The following is a 22,167-nucleotide window of genomic DNA, read 5'->3' as shown; positions in this document are numbered from 1 at the left end:
CCACGCGAACCCGAAAAGATGCACCTTCGGCTAGCCGAGAGCCTTGTTCAGCACCGCCGCCAGCCGATATCCGCCGAGAACCGCTTGCTTTCGGCAGAAGATCGACATGCGGTAGAGGTAGTTCATATCCGGCGCGTCGCCTTGCTTAAGGTCGCCGTACACGACCTTGTCTGCCTCGCGCGAGCCGATCTTGATCCAATCCATCGGATCGAGGTCCTTCACCTGATCTGCCGGGGGCTGGAGGGAGGAATCGCCGGTCCAGCGATCGGTCACCTTCTCGACATTGGGGTCCTTGCCCTTTTCCCGCTCCTCGCCGATGGCGCGACCGATGCCGCCATCCCAGAAGCTGTGCAGGTTAGTCGTCCCTTCGCCGCCGAGCTTTTTGATCTTGAAGAAGTTTCCTCCGGCGTCGCCCTTTGATTCGTATTCGTAACTGCTGACGCAGTGCAGAGGCTGGTGCAAATCGCCGGTTACGTGCTCGATCCAGTACAGCCACCAGCAGGCCATCTTGGGGTCGCTCAGGCCGCTTTTGTTCATTTTTGAGAGTTCGGCGATGGCCAAGTTCAGGGCCGCATCTGCGTTCGAGGGGTCGATGGCCGGTTCCTGGCCAGAATAACGAATGGGCACGTCGTAGTAGTGCCACGTCTTGCATCGGACGCCTTCGCGCCCAATCGACGCGATGTTCGGGTTGAACTTGGAGTTCATGGCGGGGATGATGCTTTCGTAAATCGTGTCTTCATGCGACTTCATGTAGTCGCAGAAGGTCGCGGCTGAGCGAAACGCATCGCGCGAATCGTTGTTGAGGATTCGAAAAGAGGGCTCTCCTGCGTTTAAAAGGGTTGTGATTTTGGCCTTGGCCGTCGGAGTGAGTTTCGTCCAGGCGATGTCGGCGATCTGCATGTGGCCGTCGCTGCCCCAAGCAAAGACGACGGAGGGGACCAGGCACAAAAGAAGGGAGAGGGAACGCATTACCAAATTATGAAACGAACGAATTCGGTAAAGGTTCCCTTCCGCTAGGACTTAACGCTATGGTTGACAGATGGCGTGAAGTTCCAGTATGTCCGTACTGGCCGACAGCGTCGCGAAATCCCAGAAGACTTCGCCCGTCACCGGGTCGATCTCACCGTTGGTGGAGACGATTTTGCCGGGAAGTTTGACAGCGACGGACATGCCGACCATGTCGTTCTGATTGTCGTTTGCCTGCTCCTGATCCGGCTTGTTCTGCTTCATCAGGGAGCGGCTGTCCAGCTTGGCGATGAGCTTCTTGAGGACATCGTCCCGTTCTTCCTTGGTCAAACGGTCGCCAAACTGCTCTTCGAGGAGTTGACCCTCGACTTGGCCGATCTTCATGCGAAGGCGGCGAGCGGCGCCATCGGGATTGAGCACCATGGTGCCGAAGAGGTGGTCATCGGGGCCGAGCATCAGGCGAATGATCTTCGTCATCGTCTTCTTACCCATCGCTTTGAAGTCGTCGTCCGTGCCTTTACCAGCGGGCATGGCTGCCTTCAGGTCGTCGATGTAGGATTGAATCTCCTTGTCCATCTTGTCGGTCTCCGGCTTCAGGTCGACGATCTTCTCGAAGTACTCGATTTGGCCGTTGTCGAGCTTGCGCACGATCACGAAATTCTTGAGTTTGGTCTCGTCCTTCTCTTTGATGATGATGTCGGTGATCGGCCCGTCGCCGAGCTTGAAGTCGCGGGTCAGGGTGGTGGTTTTCTCCTGATCCTGAATCTCTTCCGACTTCTTCCAGGCTGGGTCGGTCGGCAGAGTGAACACGTCGTTCCACTTGTTTTCTTCCATCATCGCCTTGCCCACGGTCAGCTTCAGCGACCGGGTCCAAGAGCCATCGGCATTCACCGTCACCTCGGACGAAGTTCGGGCACACCCCACGACAAAAATCGAAAGAATGAGGAGCCATAAGAGCGGCATCTTCTTCATGAGCCCTATTGTAGCGGTTTCGCACTTTCGTGACTAGTTCCGCGTAGACTAGAGAGCCAATGGCCTACCGCGATTTTCAGCACTTCTTGGAGGTCCTCGAATCCAAGGGTGAATTGAAGAGGATTTCGGAAGCGGTATCGCCTTATTTGGAGATCACGGAGATCACCGATCGGGTGGTCAAGAAGGGTGGTCCGGCCCTGCTTTTCGAGAACGTTCAGGGGCCTTCGCACCGGGTTTCGACACCTGATCCTCTCAGCGCGGTTCAGCGGCATCCGTCCATTCACCCTGCCTCTCGGCCCAGCGATGTTCGCAAATACGATTTTCCCGTCGCGATCAACACGATGGCCACGCGCAAGCGGATGAGCATGGCGCTGTCGTGCGACGACTTTGAGGAGCACGCCGAGCGGATCGCGGCTTTGCTCAAGCCCGAGCTTCCGTCCGGTCCCGTTGCCACGCTGAAGAAACTGCCGTGGCTCCTCGGCGAGATGAAAAACGTTCCGCCGAAGACGGTTTCGTCGGGCCGATGCCAGGAGATCGTTTGGCAAGGCGACGAGATCGACCTCTACAAGCTCCCGGTTTTGACCTGCTGGCCGGAGGACGGCGGGCCGTTTGTGACCCTGCCGCTGGTGTTCACTCACGACCCCAATACCGGCAAGCGAAATGTCGGCATGTACCGCGTGCAAATCCACGATAAGACGACCTGCGGGATGCACTGGCAGATGCACAAAACGGGCATGCGGCAGATGGAGGACGCAGGCCAGAAGGGGCTTCAGAAATTCGAAGTTGCGGTTGTGCTGGGAGGCGATCCGGCGTATACGTTTTCGGCGATCTCCCCCTTGCCGCCGGGCATCGACGAGATGCTGTTCGCTGGGTTCCTTCGCCGTGAGAACGTCGAGCTGGTGAAGGCCAAGACCGTCGACATCATGGTTCCTGCCGATGCGGAAATGGTGATCGAGGGTTACATCGATCCGGCTGAGCGTCGGTTAGAAGGTCCATTTGGCGACCATACCGGCTACTACTCGCTCGCGGAAGATTTTCCGGTCTTGCACGTGACGGCAGTCACGATGCGGCCGAAGGCCGTGTACCCGGCGACAATCGTCGGCCAGCCGCCGATGGAAGACGGATGGATGGGGAAAGCCGTCGAGCGGATTTTCCTACCGATGATCAACCTCACGGTGCCGGAGATCGTGGATATGAACCTGCCGGTCGAGGCGACCTTCCACAACATGGCGTTCGTGTCGATCAAGAAGAAGTACCCCGGCCATGCCTATAAGGTGATGAATGCGATTTGGGGGCTGGGTGGGCTGGCATTCACCAAGTTCGTGTTCGTGTTTGACGAGGACTGCAACGTGCAAGACCTCGGCGAGGTGTTGTTCCGAATCGGGGCGAACTGCGATCCTTCGCGGGATACGCTGCTTTCCAAGGGTCCGGTCGATCAACTCGACCATGCGTCGGTTGCTGAGGGGTTTGGCGGGAAGATGGGCTTCGATTGCACGCACAAATGGCCGGGCGAGAATGGGTTCTCGCGGCCGTATCCGAAGCTGATCACGATGGCGGACGATGTGGTGAAGAAGGTCGATGGGATGTGGAGTCGGTTGGGATTGTAGGAAACCAGGATTCAGGATTCGGAGCAATCATCACTTGGTCGGCAGTCGGTCAACAATCACCGGTTCAATCGCCGTACCTGGTAGGGGCGCTTAGCAAAGCGACTCTCTCGGTTCGGTTCGCGGTTTCGGATTACCTTGCCGGATGAACCTTACCGGTCTCTCTTGCCAGAGAGACATCTTGTTTGAACCTCCGACTAGCGGCTTTCCCAATTAACCGCGTCCACTATCGCACGCAAACGCTTACCGCACTCTTTGCCGAAAATTCGCGTCCGCCAGGTGAGTCGATACATTCTGTTAATTTGATGGTCGGTTGCATCGCCCGCACTAAGGACGTCGCGATACAAACGGTAGACCTTATTGAGAGCCTCCACATAAATGGCCCGCTCATCTGGCAGGTCATCGAGCGATACATCCTTCCACTTCTTCTGCAGGGCCGGGTGAGGTAAGTAGCCCAAGAAGCTCGACGCCATTCCGAAATATGCCAAGATGTCGCAAAACTCCGCCAGGCCGTGGGCTTCTGAACTCAAGTTCCTGGTGGAGTAGTACATTTCCTTGAGCGCGTTCTCGATATCGGTCCGCGTCTGAATAGGCATGTTCGGTGGATCAGAGTCCTCCCTCGGTCCTTCTTGCGCCCTGTTTCGTTGTTTCTTGGCGTGTTTGGCCCAGCGACTATCCTCCTCTGGAAAGGGAATCTGGGTCTGCATGTGAAGAGCCAAATTTACAAATCTTCTCGAAAGGTCGAAGAAGGAAAATATCTGAGAGTCGGTAATTGGCGCACCAGAAGCCGCATTCCTAGTTTGCCCTTGGGCGACTACCAGCATCTTCTCGTAAGCAGGATAGTCGGGCAAAACTGAAACCGAATAGGTTTCAAAGAATGGTCTGACCGCGGGCCACGGATGAAAACCAAAGCCGTTGCAGTAGATTAAGACATTGCCGACAAGGTGCGCAAACTCTCGACGATAACTACCCTGGGGAGAATCGTCATTTCGAATGGCTTCATGGTTATTCGTTTGCTCGAAATGCTCAAGCTCGGCAACGATCTCCTCTACTTCGGAGTGAGTCAAAGAACCTCGGCGACTTCCGAAAAGCCCTTCTCCAGCGCAACGTCCTTCGGCGTTTTGCCTTCCGGCCCCGGGCGGGGGATGGCGCCATGCTCCTTCAGGAACAGGGCGAGTGGCTTATTGCCCAGATGCGCCGCATAGTGGAGCGGCGTCCAGTCGGACTTGCTCGCTAAATTCACGTCGGCACCTTCATACACCAACTCGCGGGCGATGCTTTCGTGGCCGTTGGCCAGCGCCGAGTGCAGCGGGGCCACGCCGAGGCCGTTATCGCTGAGCGTGTCGAGCTTGACCCGGCTTGCGAGCAGCACCTTCAGGGCCTCTTGGCGACCAAAGAAGGCAGCAAGATGGAGCGGCTGAAAGCCGTCCGAGCTGAAGGATTCCTTGTTGGCGTCGGTCAGGCCCTTTTCGAGGGCGACGATCCGGCCAAAAGCGGCGGCTTCGAAGATCGAAAGGGACGATTTCTGCGAGGAGATTTGGTCAGCCAGGTCGCGCATTCCGTAGTACAGAGCCAGCATCGCCGCGCTGACCCCGTCGGCACCGACCTCATCCGCCAATTCGGGATTTTGCTCCAACAAGGCAAAAGCCGCTTCGGGTTGCCCCTGCTGGATCAATTCGATCAACGCCACTTTAGGAAATAGTATCAGAAAGCGGAGCCCTTTACAACGCTCAGAAGGTCCCTAAATTTCGGATTATCGGCGGTGCGACACCACTCGTAAGCCACCGCCTCGGTATGGGCGGGTACGACGCCCGCATCGCGAAGGCGCTCCATTCCCAATTTGTGCCGATCCTGGGTTCGCGAGGAGGCCGCATCGGGGCAGATGACCGGCGTCAGATCCATCGAAAGGGCGTGGTGGCACGACTGCGATACGCAGATGTGGGTTTCGATTCCGACCACGACCAGATTCGTCCGGCCCGTCAGCTTAACCAACTGCCCAAACTCTTCTTGGCCAAAGGCCGAAAACTCCATCTTACGATGCGGCTGGCCCACAAACGGCAGCAGAGAGTCGATGGTTCCGCCCATCCGCTCCGGATACTGCTCGGTGGCCAGAATCGGAACCTCGAACAGTTGGGCGACCTGACACAGAAATCGACAGCGAGCCTCGACCCGCTCGGCCTCGAAAATCGGGGCGAGGAACTTCGACTGCATATCGACGACCAAAACCAGGCTGTTTTCCGGCGTTAGAATCGCGGATGGCATTGTGTGATTTTGACCCTGATTTCACCTAAAGTGCTGGACACGGCAAGAATACTAGGTTAAAATAGGCATAACTTGGAGCGGGTGGGCTTATGGGCCTGCTCCTTGAGGCGATCGGATATTGTTATGAAAACGACTCTCGTTGCGCTTGCTGCGCTGATGATTACTGCCGGGGCACATGCCCAAGAGGCAATTGGCATGAACGGCGTGTCCCTGCGACTCGGCCTGGCCTTCCCGCTCGACAACACGCTTTCCGGTATCAACGACAACTTTACGAGCGTAGCGCTGGAGTTTGCAAACCCTTCGTCGCTGGCTAAGGGTACGGACAACTACCTCGCAATCGACTACTTCTCGAAGTCCTTCGGTACGTTCGGCAAGGGTTCGGTCATCCCGATCACCTACAACATGCGAATCTACCAGAACAAGGATGCGGTTCGACAGACCTACGCCTTCTTCGGCCTTGGTATCGCCATCAACGACCTGACCGGTCCGACCGACACGGTTTTCGCCGCTCGAGGCGGATTCGGCATGAACGTGAGCGACCACACCTTCGTTGAGGCCGCCGGTACGTTCACCCCGTCGTCCAACAGCAACGGCTCGTTCAACACGATCGGCTTCTACGTCGGCTATCGCTTCTAGTCCAGCTGTTCACCCGAAATAAGAAAGCCCTTCCGAAATTCGGAAGGGCTTTCTTATTTTGGTCTAAGCCAATTAGGGTCAGATAACACTTTTGGCGAACAACTCGCCTACTTCACTTTAGCGCCGGCTTTGGCTGGCATCGCTTTCTGAGCACGACCTCGGGCCTTCGCTCGCATATCGAGAGCCTTTCTAAAGAGATCACCCTTCGCCACAACTTTCTCTTGTAACCCGTAATTCTTGACTTCTTCAGGTGTAAGTATGACGATGCTCCCGTGGAGCGCTTTAATCATCTGCAAAAGGCTGTCGACACTCAGCGGCTCGCGGCCACGCTCCATCTGACTCACTCGAGCCTGAGAAACATTCAACTTTTCCGCGAGCTCTTGTTGCGACAGATGCTGCGCCTTTCGCATGGCAATGACCATCGACATAAGCTCTTGGCGGAGTTCCAATTCTTTGGCCAAGAGCATCTCTTCCTCCTCGAAGGCGGCGCGGTAATCCGCATTCTCCGCCATCTTCTTAGCAATCCGTCGTTCTGTGTAAGTCATTGATCTTCTTCCTCATTCTTCCGCCTTGCGATATCTGCTTTCATCCGCTTCTCTGCCAGACTGATCATGGCGGCCGGAGTCTTTTGGGTCTCCTTGCGAAAGACCACGAGCATCACCAACTCCTCGGTACCTTTCGGCACCCTGGGCACGTAGTAGAGCAAACGACCTTTGTATTCACCCTTCTTGTGCCTTAGCTCCAAGAACCCTTCATCGAAGGATTGGATAAAGGCAGGACTAGGATCATCTTTTGGGTTCACCTGCTCATACCGTCTCATACAGTAGTCGAGCTTCGCAAGGTCCGAAATGGATGCCTTCTCTAGCGCATCGAGTTCCTTCTCAATCTCATCCTCGTCGAATGGTACGAACTCGCGAAGCATACCTTAATTATAACCTATAACTTATATTTCCTTACCGAGAATATGAATTTTCCAACTGATCCGTTCGATCGGCAATTTGAGGAATCATCGCTTCTTGCGCAATCGTACAGTCAATAAAAAAGTGGCCCACCCCTGAAGGTGAGCCACTTTGGAATGAACCCGAAGCCTTAGCTGATGCTCGCCCAGATTTCTTTCAGCGAGGCGGCCGACTTGTGCAGAAGGTCCTTTTCTTCGCTCGACACGATCGGCTCGATCACCTTGACCACGCCCTGGCGTCCGACCACGGTCGGGAGCGAGAGCGAGATGTCGGAGATGCCCAGCGCGCCGCTCTGAACCGAGCTGACGGGCAGAACCGCGTGCTTATCGAGGGCGATCGCCTCGACGACTTCCTTGATGGAAAGTCCCACGGCGCGACCTGCGCCACCCTTCAACCGGATGACTTCGGCACCCGACTTTCGCGTGAACTCGAACACGTCCTTGATCGCGGCCTCGGTCATGCCCGGATACGAGGTCATCGGCACGCCGCCAACGGTCGCGCTAGACAGGATCGGCACCATCGTGTCGCCGTGCTCGCCCAGCACCAAGGCTTTGATGTCGGGAGCCGAGACGTCGAAGGCATCGGCCAGGAGCGAGCGGAAGCGGGCGGTGTCCAGCACCGTACCCAGGCCCAGAACGTGGCCATCGGCCACCAGGCCGGTCTTCGCGGCAAGCTGGGTCAGGATGTCCACCGGGTTCGAGACCACGAGGATGGTCGCACCGGCGGCGAGCTTGCAACCCTTCAGCGATTCGAGAATTTGCTTGAAGAGGCCGACGTTTCGGTTGATGAGGTCGAGCCGCGTCTCGTCCGGTTTGCGTCGCAGTCCGGCGGTGATGACCACACAGTCGCTTCCATCGACGATGCCGTACTCGTTCGACGACGTGAACTTGATGTTCGACGTCAGCGAAGAGCCGTGGCGAAGATCGAGGGCCTCGCCGGCGGCCATGTCCGGATTCGCATCGACGAGCGCCATCTCGCGAACGACGCCTCCCAACTGAAGTGCGTAGGCGGCGTCCGATCCGACTCGTCCGCCACCGCCAATGATGCTGACCTTAAATCCCATGATTCTCTTTTGATTATGGCAGGTCTTAGCGGCTCAGCCTTGCGATCGCGCTGGCAACCGCTCCGCGCGCAAAGTGCAGAGAGTGGTTCTTTCGCGATTCCAGGACGGGGATCGCCGCCTTGTCGCCATACTCGGCGAGGGCGTTGATCGCCGCGCTCATGGGAGCATAGGGCCGGGCTTTGACCAACGCAATGAGGACATCGAAGACCTCTTGGTCGCCGCGAATATCCTTCACGTGACCCAGGACCCCGATAGCGGCCATGCGGACCGGACCCGGCGCAAAGTTGCGAACCGCGTCCAGAGCCATCTGCCGCGCCTTCTCGGGCTCGTGGTAGCTATACCAGCGCAGGGCGGCGATTTTGGTGCCCAGGTTGTAGGTGGTGGTGTTCCAGCCCAGCTCGGCGGTCTTCTCGTCGTTGTTGATGCGAAGCAGAATGTCGTACGCGTTATTCTTCATCGCTTCGTTGGCGGTTTCGGCGAAGATTCGCTCGGCCTCCGGCTTGGCGGCGGGGTCGTTGAGGGCGGCGAGCCGATCGAGGGCAGACTCGATCTCCCGCTCGTCCTTGCTCCCCAGCAGGCTGATCAGTTCGGCCTTATCCGTCAGATGCGGGATCAGCTCTCGCTTCACCGCGTCGCTCTTCTCTTCCTTATAGATCGTCTCGATGCCATCGGCGTCGAACTTGTCCAGCAGGCGCATCTTCTGGGCCGCGTTCTCGGCGGTGTGCCAGGCGGTCATCCAAAGGCTCTTGTCGTAGTCCGGGTAGTCGATATCGCACATGATCCATGCGCCCGGATCGATGATGATGCCCTTGGCGTTCTGCACCGAGATCAGAGTTGGCTGCTTGTCGCTAAACTCGACTTCCTTCTCGGTCAGAAGGCCGTCGTCGCCGATGCGCTGAACCTCGGTGCTGAACGTGAAGCCGGGCGTCAGTTGTTCGACCTTGAAGTCGTCGCCCTGGCGAGTGACGCGCAGGCGCGGAACGCCTTTGGTGTAGAACCACTGCTTGCGGAAGGCGTCCAGGCTCTCGCCCGCGGTCTTGCCCCAGCTATCGAAGAACTGCTCGGTGGTGACGTTCTTGTGGGCGTACTCCTTCAGGTAGGCCTGACAGCACTTCCAGAATTTGTCCTCGCCAAGCTCGCGCATGAGCATGAACATTCGGGTTGCGCCGCCCGGGTAGGCGTTGCCGTCGAACATCTCCATGGGCACCGTGTAGTCGGTGCGGACCATCGGGTTTTGCCGAGCCGAGAACATCGCGCCTTGGTAGGTGCCGTAGCGCTGAATCTGGTACTCGTCCTCGCCGTGCCGCTCGCGAGTGATGAAGTGGGGCATGAAGGTAGCCCAGCCTTCGTTCACCCAGATGTGCGACCAGTCGTGGGCGGTGATGAGGTCGCCGAACCACTGGTGGGCAAGCTCGTGGGCGCTGAGCCCCTCGCCGCTTTGGGTGCCCTTGGAATCCGGCGGGAACAGGGCGTTGATGGTCTGGGTGGTACAGCTTGCGTTCTCCATGCCGCCGAACATGAACTCGGGCACGGCCGACTGGGCATATTTCTGCCACGGGAAGTCGACGCCGGTCAGCTTGGAGTAGATGGCGATCTGGTTATCGGTGCCCTTGAAGGCCGCTTCGCCCCAATCTTCCACGCCCTTGGGCGTCCAGATGGTGACGGGCTTGCCTTTGAAATTTCCGTCCGGCACGGCGGTGTAGTAACCGGCCACGAGGCTGATCAGATAGGTGGACATCGGCTGGTCCATCTTCCAGTGCCAAACCGATTGTGCGCCGACGTCTTTGTGGTCGATCAGCGTGCCGTTGCTGAGGACGCTCATGCCCTTGGGCACACGGATGATGCCTTCGCTGGTGGCCTTGTCGTCCGGGTAGTCGTAGGTGGGAATCCAGTAGTGGTTGTCTTCCATCTCGCCCTGGGTGTAGGCCAGGTCGGTGGTGGCGGGGTAGGCCCGCTTGCCGTTGACGAAGTAGATTCCGGCTTCGGGCTCGGCGTGGTACTTGATGGTGACGGTGACGGTCTTGCCCCTGGCCACGCCTTTGAGGTTGACGTGGACGTGGTCGCCTTCGGCCTTGGCGTTGTAGGTTCGCGCGCCGTCCACCGAAATGCCGGTGACGGTCATCGGACCTTTGTCGAACCAGAGGGTGGCATCGTTTTTGGTGGTGACGACCTTGTTGGCGACATAGCCGCTGATCGACTCATTTTTGAAGTCGAGAGAGAGGTCGAACTTCACATCCTGCAGGTCGTACTCGTGGGGCGGACGAACAGCCGGATTCAGCAACAGGGCGTAGCCGAATGCAAGGGAAGACAGCATTCTTAATCTTAGCCTGTTTTGGCGTCGGGAGGAAGACGGTGGGAGGGAGTACTAAAGAAAGTGTTTGGCATGTTTAGGCGATGAAGGAGTCCTTGCGTGTGAATACTGTCGAGCCAGCCTAAGCATGGACTGGTTCCTTCATGCTCAGACTCCCAGCTACACAGAGATCGGCTGAGCATGCCACCGTAGACCATCTCTTTTGAAGCTACCCTTGCAATCGATAGGCGCCCAAGTCGTCCTTGGCCAGATCGCCCGCTGCGATCGCGTCTTCAAACGCCTCTTTCAGCTCGCTCTCGGACGAGTATCCGAATTCCCCGAGCCGCTTCTGTACGAACTGAATCGCCCAGTGGACGTTGACCCCATCGACCTCGCCGTTCAGGCCGAAGTCGAAGTCCAGCACGCCGGGCGGGAGGTTCACGGCGATTCCGTAGCCATGGCAAAAGAACCGAATGTCGCCCACGAAGGTACCCATCTGCCATTCGTTTCGGGTGACGAGCCATTCGGCGAGGGTGGCGGGTCGTGGCATGCCGGAGGCATCCATGAGCCGAAGAACCTCTTGGATTCCCGCCCTATACTCCTCGATCACATGCTTTAGGCGCAAGTCCATCCGTCTGTCTTACCCGCAGAGCGGCTCACGTTACACTAATCGGCTCAAACCCTCTTCTCACACGTACGTTCTCAATCCGACCACGTCAGCGGCTAGCCCTACTCGAAAAGCCATTGGAAAACAGTCTGTTACCTCAGGGTAAAGCAATTGTCAGTCAGCACAAAGAATTGAAGAGAATCAGTCTATATATTCGGGAAGACCCAATTTCAGTTCTGCCGATTAACTCAAAACGAAAAGAGGAAATGCCGATACTTTCTATATGGAACTTCATACTTTGCTTCAGGTTCTTGGAGGAGTTGGCTCACCGTTTGTGTTGTATTGGCCATAATCTCGGTGGAGACAACGAGTATCCCTCGCTAGGATAGCATCGGAAGGAAAAGGGTTGATTATGAGTGGTAAGGACAAATACGATTTTCGATGCGAAGCAGGCTCAAACTCATTGGACCGTGCAGTTCGGGAGTCTACTCCTAAGCAACCGAGTCTGAAATGAGGACCCAGACTAAGCCAACGTATCAGAAACATGATTTGTGGTTTCGGTCTCAAATATTTTGCTGACCTCAAAAATCCCGAAGATTGTTTGCTGGTTTTCGTCGTAGAATCATATAATGGGCTACGATCTCTCTTTCACACCAGATTCGGCTGAGGTTAAGGTTGAAATTGATGGATATTGGACTGTGTCGGATTTGCAAGGCTTACTGACAAACTTAGAGCAAGCTTATGCGCGTCTGTCAGCTATTTCGCTAATTGGCTCAGCAATTTCGCAAAATGAGGATAGTCTGCAGATCTCAAAATCCGAACGGCGCGAAGTCCTGCAAAAGCTTTCAAGACTGGAGAGCCTTTCCCCTGGGGAGGATCAAGACCACCTCATATCAAGCGTGATTTTCGAGTGTAGCCGCAATGTCGAAGTCCTTCGCTTGAAATCTCTGCACTACAATTCTCCTGGCTGGATTACTGCTATCGGTTCGCTGGGCCCATTGAGAACACTGGTAGAGCTAATAAAGGATCGCAGAGAGCAAGAGACGAAGCGTCAACAGCAAGCTTTTGAGCACGAAATTAGGTTGAAAGAGTTAGAGGTGCAGCGTGAAAAGGACGCCAATGACAAGGAGGTAAAATTGGCGGAATTTGAGGTCGAAAAGAAGAGAATCGAAGCTGACATGAGAAAAACCTATGCTGGACATCGGCATGGTGCGATGAATTCCGACCAGAAGCTTCGAGAGGGACATTTAGAAATTCTTTGCGCTGCAGCGTCTTCGCTGTCAAGTAGTCAAGAGCAACTTGCAAAATTGCTCCTTATTTTGATTGATTACAGTTCCGACTCAATATCTAAATATTCTCAAGCTATCGCAGATGAAAATCGGGTTACGGCAATGTATTTGCTTGATTCTCAACCGGTTGCAATTTCTTCTGAAGAGAATTCTTCCCTTAATGAAGGGGCAAAAGTCGCCTCTATTTAATTCGTGTGCTCATTATGAACCACGTTGCGTAGCCGCTTTTGGTCGGCGAAGAAGTCCAGATCGCTACTTGATCCCCGTCATCACGATGCCTTTCACAAAGTACCGCTGCCCCGCCAGGAACAGGATGATGATCGGGATCATGACGATCACCGAGCCGGCCATCAGCAGTTCCCACTGGTTCTGGTTCATCGCGCGGTACGTCTGCAAACCCAGCTCCAGTGTCTGGTGTTCGGGGCTATTGAGGATGATCAGCGGGCCCTGGAAGTCGCGCCAGTTATAGATGAAGTTGAAGATGCCCACCGTCGCCAGCGCGGGGCCCATGTTCGGCATCATGAACTGCCAGAAGATCTGCGAATGGCTGGCGCCGTCCAGCAGGGCGGCTTCGTCGATGTCGCGCGGAATGCCCATCAGGAACTGGCGCAGGAGGAACACGTTATACGCTCCGCCGCCGAAGAACGCGGGCACGATCAGCGGATAGAACGTATCCACCCAGCCGAGGTACTTCCACAGCACGTACTGCGGGACCATGGTGACGATGCTGGGCAACATCATGGTGCTGAGGAGCAGGATGAAGAGTCGATCGCGGCCGGGAAACTTCAGGCGCGCAAAGCCGTACGCCACCATGCTCGAGCTGAGCAAAACGCCGATGGTCGAGACCCCCGAGATGATGAGGGAGTTGCGCAGGAAGTCGAAGAACGGCGCGTTGGCGTTGGTGAGGACCTTTTCGTAGTTGCCCCACTGCAGGACTCGCGGCAACGACCACACCGAACTGCTGGCGATCTCGCCCGGCGTCTTCAGCGACATCGCGATCATCAGGTAGAACGGCGCGAGCGACAGCACGATGCCGGTGAGGAGCACCACCCACAACAGCCAGCGCAGAATCCGAGCCGTGTTCTCGGCCCGCTTGGCCATGGCGTGCCATTCTTGCGACGAGGTTTGAACCTTGGTGGCCATTATTTCGCCTCCGATTCGTAGTAGACCCAGCGCCTACTGAGCTTCATTTGGATGAGCGTGATGACCATGATGATGATGAACAGCACCCACCCGAGGGCGCTGGCGTACCCCATGCGCGCGGACTGGAAGGCGGCGCTGAAGATGTGCAGAACGAAGAAGCGGGTGGCGTCGTTCGGGGCTCCGGTGCCGTTGGAAATCACGAACGCCTGGGTGAACGCCTGGAAGGCGCCGATCAAGCCTGTGATGGCGCTGAAGAAGATCGTCGGCGTCAGCATCGGTAGGGTGACGGACTTGAACCGGGCGATGATCCCGGCTCCGTCGAGGGTCGCCGCTTCGTAGTAGTGCTGCGGAATGCCCTGCAGACCGGCGAGGAAGATGACCATTCCGCCGCCGATGCCCCACACCGACATGATGATGAGGGCGGGCATCGCGGTCGTCTCGGTCTGAAGCCAATCGACCGGCTTATGCGGGTCGTGCATGATCCAGTTGCTGAGCCATACGCCCACCGGCCAATCGCCATGGGGGCCGTACAGCAAGAAGTTCAGCAGGCCGTTGTCGGGGTTGAAAACCCGCATCCAGATCAGCGATCCGGCCACGCCGGAGGTGATCGACGGAATGTAGTAGAGCGTGCGATACAGCGCCACGCCGCGCACCTTCTGGTTCAGCAACAAGGCCAGGCCGAGCGCGCCGATGATGCCGAAGGTCACGCTGAAGACCGTGTAGATCGCCGTGATGATCATCGACTTGTAGAAGGATGGATCGCTTTGGAAAATCTCTTGGAAGTTGGCGAGGCCGCGCCACTTGGCGGGGGCGATGATGTCCCACTCGGCGAACGACATCAGCAGGGCCAAAATCATCGGGCCAAGGGTGAAGATGACCGCGCCGACGATCCAGGGAGTGAGGAATTTGTAGCCGGACTTGGATTCGCCTTTCTCCAGCCGAGTGAGCCGTCGGCCCCTTTCGGGCAGGTACACGAAGGCGACCATGCTCAGCACGATCAGGGCGGCGATAGCCCCGCCCAACACCCAATTGAACGGCGGCAGGGCTTCCTGTTTGCGCAGGTCGTCTAGCCGTTGCTGGGCGATCTTCTCGTTCTCGGAGAGGATTTTTTGCGCCGTCGTTTGGCCGTTCCACAGAATCTCAAGGCCCTTGTTATATCGGTCGCTGACCGAGATGCCGAACTGGGTCGTGGCATCGAACACGACGTAGTTGACGGCTTCGTCGGTGACGATTCGATTGCGCGGATACTGCTCTTCCAGCGGCGTATCCGGCCCCGGCAGCCACACGCCTTTCGTGAGCGCCAACTGCCGAATCGCGGGCTGCGCAATGCCCGCCTTGGCCATCGCCGTCATGCCCACTGGCCCAGCCAGGTAGCGCGTCAGTTTCCAAGCCAAGCTCGGGTTCTTGGTCGAAGCCATGATGGCGTAGCCCGAGCCGCCCGTCGTCGAGCGGCGGACCGGCTTCCCGTCCTTGCCCGCATAGGCGGGAGCCAGGCAGATGTCCCAATCGAACCATTCCGGCGTGCCGGGCTTCAGCATCTTGCGCATGTTCGGCACGTCCCAGATGCCGTTTTGATACATCGCGATCTTCTGCTGGACGAACATCTGTTGGGTCGTCAGCATCAGCGAGCCGCTGGCTTCTAGGTTCGACGGTTCGAGGTGCAGAACGTTGGCAAAATCGGCGGCAAACTGGAACGCCTTCACGCGGTCGGGAGCGTCGGCCAGCACCTTGGTCGGCTCGGCCATGTTGTCGTAAGGATACGCGCCGAGTTGCAGAGCGTAGGTGTCGGCCTGCATCTGCGGCCAGCTGGGCGCGTAGCCCCACTGGATGTATTTGCCCCGATCATCCTTCTTCACGAACTGCTGGCAGACCCACAGAAAGTCCTTCTCCTTCAGTTCGGGCCGAATGTGGAAGTCCCACGTCCATGAACCATCGGGGTACGGAATCCCCGCGTCCTTGAACATCTTCTTGTTGTAGTACATCAGCCCGATGGGGGCGATGTCGCGCGGCAGGATATAAAGCTGATCGTGGAACGTGTAGGAATCGACGATCGGCTTGTAGTAATCCTTGATGTCGAACCCGGGCGACGAGGCGAAGAACTGGTTGAGGGGCAAAAGCGCGTGGCGGGTAGCCAAGAACTGGTAGTGGCTTCCGTCCATCATCACGACGTCGGGAGCCACGCCCGCCGCGTAAGTGATGATCATCTTCTGATGGTAAAGCGTGTAGTCGTAGTTCTCCAGCTTGACGTGGATGCCGGGATTGTCCTTCTCGAACTGCTGGCAGATGCCGCGAATCGTTTCCAGAGCCTTGTCGCCGTCCCAGACGCTCAGCCTCAAAGTAACATCCGCTGACGAAAGGGACGCCAAAAGCAGGGCAACCACGCCCAGGGCGATGCGGGAGAAAAGCTTCTTCATCGGAGTTCTTCGCGAACCCATTTTAACGTGATATATCTGTAAATCAAAACCCCCTTTTGTCGCTTTTTTGCAGATTCGGGCATTCCCGCCACCTGGTAAACTCGAAGTTCATCCTCTCGGTGCTCGATGAGTGATCCAACAGACGAATCACCCCAAAACACAGCGAGCGAGCTGACAAACGGTCCGGCCGTCTCAACGCCGATGCCGGCACCCTCCATTATCGAGGCGATCTCGGGCATCCCAGTAGAGCAGGAGCAAACGCAAACTATGGCAAATGAACAATTCGACGCAGACATTATCGTGATTGGCGCCGGCCCCGGCGGCTATTACGCGGCAATCCGAGCGGCCCAGATGGGGGCTTCGGTCATTTGTGTTGAGAAGGAGTACCTCGGCGGAACCTGTCTGAACGTCGGGTGCGTGCCTTCCAAAGCGATGATCGCCAGCGTCGAGATGCTCAACAAGGCGAAGAAGGCAGAGAGCTTCGGCCTGAAGAAGATCGACAAGGCCGAGATGGATTTCGACGCCTTCATGAAGCGCAAGGAAAAGATCGTACTGGCCGAGCGCGGCGGCGTGGGCATGCTGTTCAAGAAGCGCGGCGTGAAGCACGTCGAAGGCTTCGCCAAGTTCATCGACGCCAACACGATTTCGGTGACGGCCAAGGACGGAACCGAGAGCAAGTACCGAGGCAAGAATTTCATTCTCGCCACCGGCTCATCGGTAGTCCACCTGCCGGTCCCGGGTCTGGAAGGCGGCCGCGAAGACGGCGTTTGGACGTCGGATGACGCGGTTTCCGCTCCGTTCGTGCCGGACAGCATGGTCGTCCTCGGCGGCGGCGCAGTCGGTTGCGAATTCTCCTACGTTTTCAACGGCCTCGGCTCCAAGGTCACGCTGGTCGAAATGATGCCGACGCTGGTCAACATCATGGACGAAGACCTCGGCGTCGAGTTGGGCAAACAACTCAGCCGACAGGGCATCGACGTTCGCACCGGCGCCACCATCGACAAGGTCGAGAAGACCAAGAAGGGCTGGAAGGCGCACATCAAGAAGGGCACCGAGACCGAAGTCATCGAGACCCAAGTGGTCCTGCTCGGCGTAGGCCGAAAGGCGAACATCGAGGGCATGAACCTCGAAGGGATCGGTGTCAAGCTCCACCGACGCGGCGTCGAGATCGTCGACGACACGCTCCGCACCCACGTGCCGAACATCTATGCGATCGGCGACGTGACGGGCCGAATCCAGCTTGCCCACGTGGCTCAGCAGGAAGGTCTGGCTGCCGTCAACAACATCTTGAAGCCGGATTCACCCAAGACGGTCGACTATCGACATGTGCCGAACGTGGTGTACACCTCGCCGGAGGTTGCCAGCGTGGGTATGAGCGAGTCGGAAGCCAAGTCGAAGGGCTACGACGTGGTCGTGGGCCGTTCGCGATTCGCGATCTTCGCCAAGGCGATGGCCGCCAACGAGACCGAAGGCTTTGTGAAGGTCGTCGCCGAGAAGAAGTACGGCGAAGTCCTCGGCCTGCACATGGTCGGCGGACACGTCTCTGACCTTCTGCACGAAGGCGTGGTCGCCCTCGTCCACGAGGCGACGCTGGAGTCGATGGAGACCGTGATTCACGCTCACCCGACGATGGCCGAGGCAATCATCGAAGCGTTCGAGGATGCCGCCGGACACGCCATCCACAAGATGTAATTTACCAAGGTAAACGATACTGGTAAAAATACCAGTATCGTTTCCGGCAAATCGTCGTATGATGGCAATACGATGAGCCTCCTTTCGCTGATCCTCCTCGCGACGCAGGACTCCATTTCGAGCGATGTTCGGTTGACCAAGCCGACCAGTATCGATGCACCGCTGATGCCGATTCGGAGTCTGCTTCAGAACGCCGAAAAGGCATCGGGCATCCAGTTTTCCTGTTCCCCGTCCATCAAGGACCTCAAGATCGACGTCTTCGTCGATGACGAGCCCCTGAACCAGACCCTGGCGAAGGTCGCCGAGGCGTGCAACCTTCAGTGGGTTCGCGGCGCCGACGGCTACCAGCTGGTCGGCGACGACCAAGCCGACGCTGAGGCGCGGCAGTACGTTTCGGCCGAAGACAAGCTCGCGACCCAAAACCTCGATCGCATGATTACGGTGTACCGGGAGATTGCGCGAATCGTGCCGCCTTCCGACGAGCGGATCAACGATCCCGACCGATTCAATCTCTACAAAGGCGACCTCAAAAAGGCTCAGGCCCAACTGGCCAAAGCCCGGGCGGACAACGCCTCGGACGCGGAGCTGGAACCGCTCGATATCCGCGTTCGTGCGCTCGAAGAGATCGCATCGGGCACCGCCAACCTGGAGCTCGCCCGATTATTCTCGCAAATGTCGGAGGGCGACATTCGGGCCTACAAGGCCGGTCTGCCGTTCATTGTGTCGTCGGTCACCAAAGCCAAATTCGCGTTCTCCCTGGGCGACCTCGACCCATCGCGGCCCAATGTGGACGGTAAGTACGTGCTCTTCACCTGCGTCGATCCAGCGACCAAGCGCATCGGCAAGAAAGACTTTACATTCACGCCGAACCAGCGGATCATTTCTGGAGAGCCACCTGGGCACTATCCGTTCGACGACATGCCGAAGGAGCTCGATGGGCTCAGCTTCGCCGCGAGTCTGAAGCGGTGGGATCAATTTTCCGCGCTCGACGACATGTTCCCAACCAAGATCGACGAGAAAAGCGCCGAGAAGGCAAACTTCGATTCGCCGTGGGACAACGGGCGGTACCGACTAGGCGACCACCTGCGCTGGTTCCACCGGATGAGTGGCGTACCTGTGGTCGCGATGGCCGACCGAACCGTGCATCCCTTCGTCAGGCAGAATCGCCATTCGGCGACGGAGGGGCAGTACCTCACCTCGTTACTTGCCGCCTGCAAGGGTTATGCCCACCGAAGCGGCGACTTCCTGCTCGTGCGCGATGGAATTTATTGGCGGAAAGAGCTGAACGAAATCCCAGAATCCACTTACGCCATCGTCGAAAACCCACAGCGAGGCAACGAGTCGAAGATGGATCGATACGTCGCGTTTAGCTCGAAATTGAATCCGTTGCAAGCCATGCTGGTGCAGGATCGTGATGGAGTGGTCGTGCAATTCTCTCGGCGTGAATTCGCGCAGACATTCCCCGCCCTTCAGTTGGTGGCTACGCTGGATGATGGTGAACTTGGCCAGGCCAACAGGCCAGGCGGACTGTCGTTCAATCGACTGAGCCAACGGCAACAGGGCCTTTTTGAAGCCGCAATCGTCAACGGTATTGGGGACCAAGGGTTCGTCAGCGAGTCGCTCATGGATTCGTTCATCTATGACGGCTACGATTCGCAGTCATTGAACGCGATGCGATTTCACATGAGCACCATGAAGATGAAGGTGATCAACCAACCGGTGACGGTGCAGGACCTCGGCGAGCAGATTGTCGTCGATCCCGGCAATGAAAAGGTCTGCGGAACGATTCACTACGAGTTCGGATACGACGGCGAGAAGGTCGTGACCTTCATGTCCGAGCAGATCTGAGCCGCGCAAATCTGAGCCGCAGAGCGCGGTAGAGTATCTGTCATGATCACAACCGATATCCTCTCCGGGACAATGACCGGAGAGGTTTCTCGGTCCGCGCGGACCGTCGGCGACCTTCTCGAATACTGGGGCGATAGAGACGCGGCGCAGGCGATGGCTTCCACGCCCCTGTACGAGACGGAGACCTACTTTTCCAAGCCGGACGGCACCGAAGGGGCGATCCTTTGGGGTTCGACCACGCTCCACCCCGGCACCGTCGGCGGCGAGTACTTCATGACTCGTGGCCACTGGCACACCAAGCCGACTCACGGCGAACTGATCCTCGTCGTGTCGGGCCAAGGGCTGGTGGTTCTGATGGACCATGAGCGGAAGACGACCACGGTCAAACTGCGGCCGGGTGTCACGTATCACATCGACGGAACCCTTGCCCATCGGACCGTGAACACCGGCGACGAGCCGCTGATTTTCTGGTGCGCTTGGGCGGCCGACTGCGGGCACGATTACGAAAGTATCCGAACCGACGGATTTTCTGAAAGATTTTTCGCGTGAACGTCGTCGTACTATCGGGGTTCACCGAATGGTTCTTGCGCTTACTGTCCTTCTTCAAACCACGCTTCTGACCGACAACCGACTGGCCGCCAAGAGCGACTTTGACGACAGCCTGACCCAAATCACCGACTTCTGCGCCCAGGCCACACAGCAGTCGGGCGTGACGCTGAAAGTTGATTCCCACATCGCCGACCTAAAGGTCGACGTCTTCGTCGAGAACCGCCCTTTGCGAGAAACGCTCGATAAAGTGGCGAAGGCCCTCAACTGCGTATGGACCCCGTCGGAGGCTGGCTACCGGCTGGAGATGGATATCCCGACTACCAACCGCGAGCGCAACTTCATCAAAGCTGAGGAGGACGAGGACCGGCAGATGATTTTGGCGGCTCTGAACATCTACCAAAAGTGCGCGAAGGCGACGCCGACGTCGAACGAGACCGTGCCCCTCGGCATGGGAATGATGTCGGCCGAAGATCGAAATCGCCTTCTAAACCCCTACCAAAAGGCATACGAAGATGCCCAGAAAGGAACCGACGCGGCAGCGACCCAGCGGGCTTACGACGATTACGCCGCGATGTCGGCGGCGGCTGGCAACCCACAAACGACGGCCATCGGCCGAATCCTGCTTCAGATGGATCGGTCAGCGATGGACCGATTCTGGAAGGGCGAGCCAGTGGCGGCGAGCACCTTTCCCGGTTCCCAATACAAACTGTATCGGTCCGACTCCACCACCCTCATCAACGCCTCCTTTATCGGGGCTGACGGCCAACAACACCGGGTGGAACAGGACCTTTTCGATATCATCCGCTACGACCCCGCGTCCGGCATGCTGCGGTGCAGCATGAACGTCTACGCCGCGTACCCCAAGGAGTTCGGCGGGGGCGCTTCGTCGGCCAAGATGAGCGGCCCGTTCAGCGGCTCGTCTTCCAACCTGCCCATCGCGGACTTCCTGAAGAAGATGCCTTTCTACCAAGACCTGGAGCCCTGGATGGACCAGGACGCGGTCGAGAAAGGCTTTCCTCAGTCGATCGACACCAAGACGAAATCCTGGCCCTCGCCGTGGTCCAACCATCGTCGGCGGTTAGGCGACCACTTGCGGTGGTTCCACCTCGCCACCGGCATTCCGGTTGTGGCCCAAGCGGACCGAAGCTGCCTCTGGAATTGGATCAACCTCGAGCGGGGTTACAAAACCGCGGGCGAATACCTGAAGGCGATGATGGCTGACTCCGACACCTATTGCCGCGCTGACAATGGATATCTGGTGGCCCGCAACTTCCGGTTCTGGTCGCATCGAGCTTACGAAGCGTCCGAGTCGGCTTGGCGGCGGATCGAGGATCACGACGCCAAGGTTCCAATGACTTTCGATGAGGCGGTCAAGATCGCCGGTCTGTTGCGAAGGGACCAAATGGGCAACGAGTTCATCGGCTATCCGGTCAACACCGTGGGCGTGGATCGTGTGCTCACGGGCTACGATTCGCTGAAGTTTTACGCTTCGCTCTCGAAGTCGCAGCGGGACGCCGCCCGCGACAAAGGCGGGCTTTCGGCGGACATGCTCGACCCCGTACAGATTCAACTCATGCAGTCGACGGTCCTGAATCTCATCGTCGAGAACGGCAGTTGCTCGTACGAGATGGCGAAGGCGCTGATCGCGCGCGGCCTGGAGCCCACCACCCTCCGGCAGATGACCTTTAAGGTCACCGAGACGGAGCACAAGGATTATGTGGACTACCAAGACGAAATCAAGGACGGCGACGCGGTTGTTTCAGCCCGGAGCCAGGAAAAGCGTCCGGCGACGCAAATTAGCTTTACATTTGCCCTGGGCGAGAAGGAAACCGTCGGCCAGTTCCTGACGCTCTTCAAGCCCAAGTAACGCGGA

19 protein-coding genes are annotated in these 22,167 nt (G+C 57.6%); 7 read left to right on the top strand and 12 right to left on the bottom strand.

Going from position 1 to position 22,167, the window contains the following annotated elements; genetic code table 11:
• Positions 1-30: 30 nt before the first annotated feature.
• Together GC165_01695 and GC165_01690 are read right to left on the bottom strand one after the other, a co-directional pair.
• Entirely contained in the window at positions 31-969 is a 939-nt protein-coding gene (locus GC165_01695; protein ID MBI1331573.1) for a hypothetical protein, read from the bottom strand.
• A 57-nt stretch (positions 970-1,026) separates the two neighbouring features.
• Entirely contained in the window at positions 1,027-1,938 is a 912-nt protein-coding gene (locus GC165_01690) for a hypothetical protein (protein MBI1331572.1), read from the bottom strand.
• Between the two features lie 59 nt (positions 1,939-1,997).
• On the opposite strand from GC165_01690, the gene GC165_01685 reads away from it, so the two are divergent.
• The gene (locus GC165_01685; protein MBI1331571.1) at positions 1,998-3,545 is read left to right on the top strand and encodes a menaquinone biosynthesis decarboxylase; all 1,548 of its coding nucleotides are present in this window, start codon (positions 1,998-2,000) and stop codon (positions 3,543-3,545) included.
• A gap of 194 nt (positions 3,546-3,739) precedes the next feature.
• On the opposite strand, the gene GC165_01680 is transcribed toward GC165_01685, so the two are convergent.
• The 3 genes from GC165_01680 to GC165_01670 are packed head-to-tail and all read right to left on the bottom strand — an operon-like array spanning position 3,740 to position 5,804.
• A complete protein-coding gene (locus GC165_01680) occupies positions 3,740-4,609 on the bottom strand; it encodes a hypothetical protein (protein ID MBI1331570.1) in 870 nt (289 codons plus the stop codon).
• Positions 4,606-5,232, bottom strand: a complete 627-nt coding sequence (locus GC165_01675; protein ID MBI1331569.1) for a hypothetical protein — start codon at positions 5,230-5,232, stop codon at positions 4,606-4,608. The genes GC165_01680 and GC165_01675 overlap by 4 nt, the downstream gene beginning before the upstream one ends.
• Positions 5,233-5,246: 14 nt before the next feature.
• Positions 5,247-5,804: an isochorismatase family protein gene (locus GC165_01670; GenBank protein MBI1331568.1), complete on the bottom strand. Its 558-nt coding sequence runs from the start codon at positions 5,802-5,804 to the stop codon at positions 5,247-5,249.
• 123 nt (positions 5,805-5,927) lie between these two features.
• On the opposite strand from GC165_01670, the gene GC165_01665 reads away from it, so the two are divergent.
• The gene (locus tag GC165_01665) at positions 5,928-6,440 is read left to right on the top strand and encodes a hypothetical protein (GenBank protein MBI1331567.1); all 513 of its coding nucleotides are present in this window, start codon (positions 5,928-5,930) and stop codon (positions 6,438-6,440) included.
• 107 nt (positions 6,441-6,547) lie between these two features.
• Here the strand turns inward: GC165_01665 and GC165_01660 are convergent, their stop codons facing one another.
• The 5 genes from GC165_01660 to GC165_01640 all read right to left on the bottom strand — a co-directional run bounded on the left by GC165_01660 (position 6,548) and on the right by GC165_01640 (position 11,383).
• On the bottom strand, positions 6,548-6,907 hold the full coding sequence (locus tag GC165_01660; protein ID MBI1331566.1) for a helix-turn-helix domain-containing protein: 360 nt from the start codon (positions 6,905-6,907) through the stop codon (positions 6,548-6,550).
• 74 nt (positions 6,908-6,981) lie between these two features.
• Complete coding sequence (locus tag GC165_01655; protein MBI1331565.1) at positions 6,982-7,362, bottom strand: hypothetical protein; 381 nt, start codon at positions 7,360-7,362, stop codon at positions 6,982-6,984.
• 167 nt (positions 7,363-7,529) lie between these two features.
• Positions 7,530-8,462, bottom strand: coding sequence for a lactate dehydrogenase (locus tag GC165_01650; protein ID MBI1331564.1), 933 nt, complete (start codon positions 8,460-8,462; stop codon positions 7,530-7,532).
• Positions 8,463-8,487: 25 nt separating this feature from the next.
• Entirely contained in the window at positions 8,488-10,776 is a 2,289-nt protein-coding gene (locus GC165_01645) for a hypothetical protein (protein ID MBI1331563.1), read from the bottom strand.
• Positions 10,777-10,981: 205 nt separating this feature from the next.
• A complete protein-coding gene (locus tag GC165_01640; GenBank protein ID MBI1331562.1) occupies positions 10,982-11,383 on the bottom strand; it encodes a hypothetical protein in 402 nt (133 codons plus the stop codon).
• Between the two features lie 605 nt (positions 11,384-11,988).
• Between GC165_01640 and GC165_01635 the strand changes: the two genes are divergently transcribed.
• A complete protein-coding gene (locus tag GC165_01635; protein MBI1331561.1) occupies positions 11,989-12,837 on the top strand; it encodes a hypothetical protein in 849 nt (282 codons plus the stop codon).
• A gap of 63 nt (positions 12,838-12,900) precedes the next feature.
• Here GC165_01635 and GC165_01630 read toward each other — a convergent pair whose 3' ends face one another.
• Positions 12,901-13,749 carry an ABC transporter permease subunit gene (locus GC165_01630; protein MBI1331560.1) on the bottom strand — a complete coding sequence of 283 codons (849 nt, stop codon included), beginning with the start codon at positions 13,747-13,749 and terminating at the stop codon, positions 12,901-12,903.
• 41 nt (positions 13,750-13,790) lie between these two features.
• Positions 13,791-16,226 (bottom strand): extracellular solute-binding protein, encoded by a 2,436-nt coding sequence (locus GC165_01625; protein ID MBI1331559.1) that lies wholly within the window; start codon positions 16,224-16,226, stop codon positions 13,791-13,793.
• Between the two features lie 105 nt (positions 16,227-16,331).
• Between GC165_01625 and lpdA the strand changes: the two genes are divergently transcribed.
• From lpdA to GC165_01605, 4 genes are all read left to right on the top strand, one after another.
• A complete protein-coding gene (lpdA, locus tag GC165_01620; GenBank protein MBI1331558.1) occupies positions 16,332-17,897 on the top strand; it encodes a dihydrolipoyl dehydrogenase in 1,566 nt (521 codons plus the stop codon).
• A gap of 72 nt (positions 17,898-17,969) precedes the next feature.
• Positions 17,970-19,745 carry a hypothetical protein gene (locus GC165_01615; protein ID MBI1331557.1) on the top strand — a complete coding sequence of 592 codons (1,776 nt, stop codon included), beginning with the start codon at positions 17,970-17,972 and terminating at the stop codon, positions 19,743-19,745.
• Positions 19,746-19,787: 42 nt separating this feature from the next.
• Positions 19,788-20,294, top strand: a complete 507-nt coding sequence (locus tag GC165_01610) for a cupin domain-containing protein (GenBank protein ID MBI1331556.1) — start codon at positions 19,788-19,790, stop codon at positions 20,292-20,294.
• A gap of 28 nt (positions 20,295-20,322) precedes the next feature.
• On the top strand, positions 20,323-22,161 hold the full coding sequence (locus GC165_01605; protein MBI1331555.1) for a hypothetical protein: 1,839 nt from the start codon (positions 20,323-20,325) through the stop codon (positions 22,159-22,161).
• The last annotated feature ends 6 nt before the right edge of the window (positions 22,162-22,167 follow it).

The sequence above is a fragment of the Armatimonadota bacterium genome (assembly GCA_016125185.1).
In the GTDB taxonomy this organism is placed as follows: Bacteria; Armatimonadota; Fimbriimonadia; order Fimbriimonadales; family Fimbriimonadaceae; genus Fimbriimonas.
This window is presented reverse-complemented; position numbering and strand designations above follow the sequence as displayed.